General features: G+C 66.9%; 6 protein-coding genes. 3 read left to right on the top strand and 3 right to left on the bottom strand.

Annotated elements, in window-relative coordinates:
* Positions 1-173 precede the first annotated feature (173 nt).
* Together AC559T_RS08205 and AC559T_RS08200 are read right to left on the bottom strand one after the other, a co-directional pair.
* Positions 174-1,739, bottom strand: coding sequence for an ABC transporter substrate-binding protein (locus AC559T_RS08205; protein WP_498868311.1), 1,566 nt, complete (start codon positions 1,737-1,739; stop codon positions 174-176).
* A complete protein-coding gene (locus AC559T_RS08200) occupies positions 1,739-2,458 on the bottom strand; it encodes an enoyl-CoA hydratase/isomerase family protein (RefSeq protein ID WP_498868310.1) in 720 nt (239 codons plus the stop codon). The genes AC559T_RS08205 and AC559T_RS08200 overlap by 1 nt, the downstream gene beginning before the upstream one ends.
* A gap of 496 nt (positions 2,459-2,954) precedes the next feature.
* Here AC559T_RS08200 and AC559T_RS08195 point away from each other — a divergent pair, with 496 nt between their 5' ends.
* Complete coding sequence (locus tag AC559T_RS08195) at positions 2,955-3,308, top strand: VOC family protein (RefSeq protein ID WP_498868309.1); 354 nt, start codon at positions 2,955-2,957, stop codon at positions 3,306-3,308.
* 98 nt (positions 3,309-3,406) lie between these two features.
* Here the strand turns inward: AC559T_RS08195 and AC559T_RS08190 are convergent, their stop codons facing one another.
* Positions 3,407-4,018: a TetR family transcriptional regulator gene (locus AC559T_RS08190; protein WP_498868308.1), complete on the bottom strand. Its 612-nt coding sequence runs from the start codon at positions 4,016-4,018 to the stop codon at positions 3,407-3,409.
* An 81-nt stretch (positions 4,019-4,099) separates the two neighbouring features.
* Between AC559T_RS08190 and AC559T_RS08185 the strand changes: the two genes are divergently transcribed.
* Positions 4,100-4,318: a hypothetical protein gene (locus AC559T_RS08185; protein ID WP_498868307.1), complete on the top strand. Its 219-nt coding sequence runs from the start codon at positions 4,100-4,102 to the stop codon at positions 4,316-4,318.
* An 11-nt stretch (positions 4,319-4,329) separates the two neighbouring features.
* A partial coding sequence (locus tag AC559T_RS08180; RefSeq protein WP_498868306.1) for an enoyl-CoA hydratase/isomerase family protein occupies positions 4,330-5,109 on the top strand: 780 nt, incomplete at its 3' end.

Here is a 5,109-nt window from a genome sequence, read left to right as displayed (position 1 = left end):
AACCCAGGGCGGTTCAGGGTCAACGATGGTCTGGGTTGACGATGGTGTGGAGGGACGAGTTCGGAGCGTCCCGATAACGATCGACGTGGTGAGGACCGTCGGCGGGAAGGTCCCCACCACGTCGGTCTAGGCGAGCAGGGACGTCTACCGCCGGTAGGGCGATCCCATGATCGCTACTTCTGGATCCACAACTCTTCCGGCCGTAGCGACCCGAGGCCGTACTGCACGAGGCCGCCCACCTTCTCGCCCGCGATGGCGCTGGGCTCGGCCCGTGTGTAGAAGACACCCGGAGCCAGTTCGGTCAGCCGCCGCTGCACCGTGTCGTAGGCCGCCTTGCGTTCCTGGTCTGTTGACGCGGTCCGGGCGGCCAGTAGGGCGTCGTTGAGCGCCGGGTCGTCGATGCCGGGCAGGTTCGCCGCCGAGCTCCCGCTGAAGGTCGTCCACAGGCGCGGTTCGGGGTCCTGGAAGAACGCGGATGAGACGATCGCGTCGAAGTCGTGTGTCGTGCGCAGGGCGACGAGCTCGGCTACTTCGATGATCTTCACGTTGACCTTGACGTTGTTGAAGCTGCTCAGCTGCGCCTGGATGTTCTCCGCCGTCGTCCGGTTCTCAGTGGTGGGGGCGCTGGAGAAGGTGAAGGACAGCGGCTTGCCGTCGGCGGCAAGCTCGTCGAAGAGACGCTGGGCGGTCGCCTTGTCCTGCTCTCGCAGTGGTGTGTCCGAGTAGAAGGGCGAGTTCTTGGTGAACAGCGTGTCGACAGGCGTCCCGGCGCCGTTGTAGACGGCCAGGTTCAGCGCGTCCAAATCAAGTGCCACGGAGACCGCCTGCCGCGCGCGAACATCGTCGAACGGCGCCCGGCGCGTGTTCATCGCCATGAAGAGGCCACCGCCGAGCTGCATGACGTTGGTCGACAGACCTTCCTGGGCTGCTTTGTCAACGTTTACCGGGTTCGACTCGATGGCCACGTCCGCGCCCCCGGTGAGCACCGTGTTGTAACGCTGGCTGGCGTCGAGAGCCGGGCGGAGCGTGAGGCGGTCGAGGTAGGGCTTGGGCGCGTCCCAGTATCTGGGGTTCTTCACGAGCTCCATGGCGGCCTGGCGGGTCCAGCTCACCAGGGTGAACGGTCCGGCGCCGATCGGTTTCGCGTCGAAGGCCTGCTGGCCCTGCCGCAGGGCGGCGGGCGAGGCGATCCAGTTCATCGTCGAGGCGAGGACGGACTGGGCGTACTTCGGTACAGTGGAGGTCAGCGTGACCTTCAGCGTGACATCGTCCACCACCTCGGACGAGGCGATCTCCGACGCCTCCGACCGGTTGGTCCCGCCGGTGACCGGGTCCTTGATCCTGTCCCAGTTGAACTTCACGGCCTCGGCGTTGAGCGGGGTGTTGTCGGAGAACAGCAGTCCCCGTCGCAGTTTCAGGGTGAAGGTTTTGCCATTGTCCGTGGTGGTGAAAGATTCCGCCATCTGGTATTGGATCTTTCCGGTGTCATCGCTGGTCATCAGGGTTCCGTACAGGGCGTTGCCAATGACACCGGAACTCGCATAGGCGTTGCCCATGGCCGCCGGATCCAGGCTGCGTGGCTCACCCAGCGTGAGAATCCGCCCATGGCCGCCGGCCACCGGTGCACCGGAAGCACCCACGGACGGGTCGGTATCGCCACCGCCGCCACCGCAGGCGCCCAGAGCGAGCGCCGTGGCGCACACGACAGCGGTGGTGAGTAATCGCGCCCTGCGGATCATCATGTTGCCTTTCGTTGGTATCCAGGGTCGGCAAAGCGGTGAGACGGGGGAACATCTTGCGGGATGACTGGCCGAGACGGTTTCGTCGACGGACGGGCGCGTGGTCCGTGGGCGGATGCGGTTGAACGTTCCAGAGACGTCCTTGCCAGGCAGAATCGGATCATGCGTCGAGGTGCGGTCCGTCTGCCGTTGCCTGGGTCGGTGTTCGTCGGGTTCCGGTTCCCGACTGAGATGATCGTGCCGGCAGCAACGACGGGCTCGCTGTGACGTGCAGGTGGCGCGCCGACGAGCCGCGCGAGCGACCAGACGAGACCCATGTCCCCGGACACGCCGACTTTCAGGAAACCGGTCGCGAACCTGGCGCGGTCGGACGCGAACCGGAAGTCGCACGCGCACGCCCATCCCATCGCCGCGCCCGCGCAGCCACCGTCGATCGCGGCGATCGTCAGCTGCGGCATCGTGTGCAGCAATGTCGACGCGTGGTACACGGCGCCGAGCCGTTCCAGCGTCGCCGGTTCCGCCGAGTGACCGCCGGTGAGATCAGCGCCGACCGAGAAGTCGTTGCCCGCGCCACGCAGCACAACGACGCGTGCATCACTGGCGGGCACGGGGGATAGCGCTTCATAGAGCTCTTCGCACATCTGAACGGTCACGCCGTTGCGGCGGCCGGGCCGGTGCAACGTCACGATCGACACCGCGCCCCGCTGCTCCAGCAGCACGGATGGTTCCACGATGACCCACCTTCGTCGGAAACTGCTCCGCCCGCCGCGATCACTCACTCCGCCAGCACATCGGGACTCTACGTCAAACACTGCACTCAGTTCCACTCTGGACATTGCGTAACAGGTACGGGAGTGGGTACGGTCACCACCGTGATGGCTGGGGAGTCTGCAGGCCTCGGGCTCGTGGACGAACCGGGCACGCCGTGCCGGCCGAACCGAGGTCGTCGCCGCGCGATCTGGCCGCGAGCGCGGAGCCGGTCCAGGTCAGAACCACCCCAGGGGCGTGTTGTCCGCGAAGTGGAAGGATGAGGACAGTCGGAGCTGCCCGGACGTTCGGCGACAGGGATCGGCGGTGCCGGTGGCCGCGGAGGCGCGACGGCGCGGCAGGTCTCGCAAAATAGTTAGGTGATCGAGCCGGCGTCGTCGATCGTCTTTCCACATTGTTGATGCCGTAGCAGCCCGAATCCGACATGCCTACCGGAGGTTTTAGATCATGGCACGTTTCCACCATGTCAACCTAGGCGTCCTGCCCGGAGGTACCGACTCCGTAGGTGATTTCCTGACAGGTATCCTCGACTACCGGCGCATTGAGGTAACACCCGATCTTAAAGCACGAGGAGTGCTGTGGTATGAGACAGAAGATGGAAGTCAGGTGCATCTCAGCGTCGACCCCGACCATCGTCCGGCTGCCCGGGCCCATACCGCCATCCACGTCGGTGAAGAGACCACTGTGATTGAGGCGCGCCTGGACGCTGCCGGTATCCCGTACAGCGTCGTTACCATCGACGGGGTGCGAGCCGTGTTCTGCAATGACCCCGCGGGTAACCGCTGGGAGCTCCGGAGCTGAGAGCCTCAGCGACTACAGACGGGTCCGATCCGGTCCGGGTGACCGGAAAGCGAGAACACGGTGTCCGCACTCCTCGGGAGGTAACAGCTTGCTCCGAGTCAGAAGGCTCTGGGGTGGACGGTGCGCATGACGTCGTCGAGGACCTTGTCGAGGGGTGCCTGGCCGTCGGTGGCCTGCCATGCTCTGTTCGCGGCCTCCAGGCAGGCGAGTGCGGCACCGATGATCGCCTCGGGGCGTGCGTCGATACCGGCCTCGGTGGAGGCGGGGCCGAGGCGGTCGGCGATGTGGGGGATGAGAGGGTCGTGCCATCGGCACTGCTTTTCCAGGTTGCGGGCCCGGAGCTCGGGACTACCATCGATCATGAGTCGCAGGCCGAGGGTGCCCTGTGGATCGCCTGCGTGGTAGGCGAGGAGAACGTCGAAGGCCCGGCGCAGCGCCGTCCAGGCATCCTCATCCGCGGGCCGTTTCGCCAGGGCGTCGACGAGTAGTCGGCCGAGGGTGCTCAGGTGGCCGAGTACGACGTCTTCCTTCGAAGTGAAGTAGCGGAAGAAGGTGCTGCGGGACATTCCGGCGGCGGCCGCGATCTCATCGATCGTCGTCGCCTCGTAGCCCGTGCGGGCGAACAGGTCCATCGCGACGGACACCAGCTCGGCCCGTACGGCCCGCCGGGTGCGTTCGCGCAGGCCCAGCTCGCCAGGCGCCTCAGCCATCACTGCCGTACTGTACCCCGCACCACAACGGGTAGGCGATGTCCAGAGTGGTACTGAGTGCAGTGTTTGACGTAGGGTCCGATGCGCCTGCTTCGGACGTTCGACCGGGCCGGCGCACTCGGGTGGTTGGAGCCCGAGGTCCTCTCGCCGGCAACCCAGGCGATGCCCGCGGCGCACCCCGCCCAGCGCGCCGGCGGCTGGGCGCGGGAGCTGGTGATCAGGCCTGCCCGTAGCGGACCAGGCTGCGAGAGAGGCGCAGAGTGTCTCGCCGCCGCGGTCGACACCCATGATGTGCACTGAAGGGAAGAGGCGTGACAGACGACCTGGGAGCGGCCGGTCTGCGTTTCGAGCGTGACGGCGCTATCGGCTGGTGCATCATCGACCGGCCCGCGGCCCGCAACGCCCTGACTCCGGCGATGTACTTCGGCATCAAGCGTGCTGTGAACCTGGTCAACAAGAGCCCGGATCTCGACGCTTTGGTCATCACGGGTACCGGCGATGTGTTCGCCCCTGGGGGTGACCTGGGTGGCCGGTCCGAGCCGGGCGACGCCCTACCGCCCGAGCTCGCCAGCGGGGACGTCCTGCCCTTCCTGACCATCCGGGACAGTCAGGCGCCGGTGGTGGCCGCGGTCAACGGCATCTGCCAGGCGGGTGGGCTCCTGATCGCGATGATGGCGGACATCGCGGTGGCCAGCGACCGGGCGACGTTCCGGGTCCCTGAACTGCTGCGGGGCATCCCCGACGCCACCTGCGCCGCCGTCCTGCCCGCCCACGTCGGCATTGCCGTGGCCCGGGACCTACTGCTCTCCGCCCGCCGGTTCGACGCCGCCGAGGCCCAGCAGCTGGGCGTCATCAGCCGAGTCGTCCCCCACGACGAGCTCCGCGATGCCGCCGTGCGTGCCGCGGGAGAGATCCTGCAGACCGCTCCGGCGGCTCGTCTGCACGTCAAGCGCATGCTCAACGAGCGCTACGGGCTCATCGACTACCAGACCATGTTCTGGGCGATGCGGCAGTCGTCCGAACCACGCGAGGGTATGCGGGCCTTCATGGAGAAGCGCGCCCCCGCCTGGGTCCCGGACCAGTTCGCCGGC

The organism is Frankia sp. Hr75.2, from assembly GCF_949319125.1.
Lineage (GTDB): Bacteria > Actinomycetota > Actinomycetes > Frankiales > Frankiaceae > Parafrankia > Parafrankia soli.
This window is presented reverse-complemented; position numbering and strand designations above follow the sequence as displayed.

What these genes read in the sequence shown, in the direction of transcription:
- AC559T_RS08195 (WP_498868309.1), top strand. Translation starts at nt 2,955, where the DNA reads ATGGCACGTTTCCACCATGTCAACCTAGGCGTCCTGCCCGGAGGTACC.
- AC559T_RS08190 (WP_498868308.1), bottom strand. Translation starts at nt 4,018, where the DNA reads ATGGCTGAGGCGCCTGGCGAGCTGGGCCTGCGCGAACGCACCCGGCGG.
- AC559T_RS08205 (WP_498868311.1), bottom strand. Translation starts at nt 1,739, where the DNA reads ATGATCCGCAGGGCGCGATTACTCACCACCGCTGTCGTGTGCGCCACG.
- AC559T_RS08185 (WP_498868307.1), top strand. Translation starts at nt 4,100, where the DNA reads ATGCGCCTGCTTCGGACGTTCGACCGGGCCGGCGCACTCGGGTGGTTG.